This window comes from Tahibacter harae (genome assembly GCF_024437735.1).
Lineage (GTDB): Bacteria > Pseudomonadota > Gammaproteobacteria > Xanthomonadales > Rhodanobacteraceae > Tahibacter > Tahibacter harae.
Genome location: NZ_JANFQO010000078.1, coordinates 1 through 1070, shown reverse-complemented (window position 1 = coordinate 1070; position 1070 = coordinate 1). Strand labels below are relative to the sequence as shown.

Sequence of the window (1070 nt, the reverse complement as noted above, 5' to 3'; positions counted from 1 at the left end):
CGGAGTCGCAAGACAGACAGAGGAATCTCACAAACGAGGACTAGACCAACCCAGACAAAATGGTGAAAGTCGGTATCAATGGATTCGGCCGCATTGGTCGTCTGGTGACCCGTGCTGCTTTCCACTCCAAGAAGGTTGAGATTGTGGCCATCAATGATCCTTTCATCGACCTGGATTACATGGTCTACATGTTCAAGTATGACTCTACCCACGGCCGCTTCCATGGTGAGGTCAAGGCTGAGGGTGGAAAGCTCGTCATCGATGGACATAAAATCACAGTCTTCCACGAGAGGGACCCCACCAACATTAAATGGGGTGATGCTGGTGCCCATTATGTGGTTGAGTCCACTGGTGTCTTCACCACCATTGAGAAGGCCTCTGCTCACTTGAAGGGTGGTGCCAAGAGGGTCATCATCTCTGCACCCAGCGCTGATGCTCCCATGTTTGTCATGGGTGTCAACCACGAGAAGTACGACAAGTCCCTCCATATTGTCAGCAACGCTTCCTGCACAACCAACTGCCTGGCTCCCCTGGCTAAGGTCATCAATGACAACTTTGGCATCGTTGAGGGTCTGATGAGCACCGTTCATGCCATCACTGCCACCCAGAAGACTGTGGATGGCCCCTCCGGCAAGCTGTGGAGGGACGGCCGTGGCGCCAGCCAGAACATCATCCCTGCTTCAACTGGTGCTGCCAAAGCTGTCGGCAAGGTTATCCCCGAGCTCAATGGCAAGTTGACTGGCATGGCCTTCCGTGTCCCCACCCCCAACGTGTCAGTGGTCGACCTGACAGTCCGTCTGGAGAAACCTGCCAAATACGACGACATCAAGAAGGTTGTGAAGGCCGCTGCTGATGGACCCATGAAGGGCATTCTGGGATACACAGAGCACCAGGTTGTCTCCACAGACTTCAATGGCGACGTTCGCTCCTCCATCTTTGATGCTGGCGCTGGCATCGCCCTCAACGACCACTTTGTCAAGCTGGTCACATGGTACGACAATGAGTTCGGCTACAGCAACCGTGTCTGCGACCTGATGGCCCACATGGCCACCAAGGAGTAAACCAGTCAG

At 54.4% G+C, this 1070-nt stretch carries 1 protein-coding gene; it reads left to right on the top strand.

The genetic code is table 11. The annotated features are described in order from the left end of the window. The first annotated feature begins 59 nt into the window (after window positions 1–59). The gene (gene gap / locus NM961_RS23890) at window positions 60–1061 is read left to right on the top strand and encodes a type I glyceraldehyde-3-phosphate dehydrogenase (RefSeq protein WP_255916934.1); all 1002 of its coding nucleotides are present in this window, start codon (window positions 60–62) and stop codon (window positions 1059–1061) included. Window positions 1062–1070: the final 9 nt, after the last annotated feature.

What these genes read in the sequence shown, in the direction of transcription:
- gap (WP_255916934.1), top strand. Translation starts at nt 60, where the DNA reads ATGGTGAAAGTCGGTATCAATGGATTCGGCCGCATTGGTCGTCTGGTG.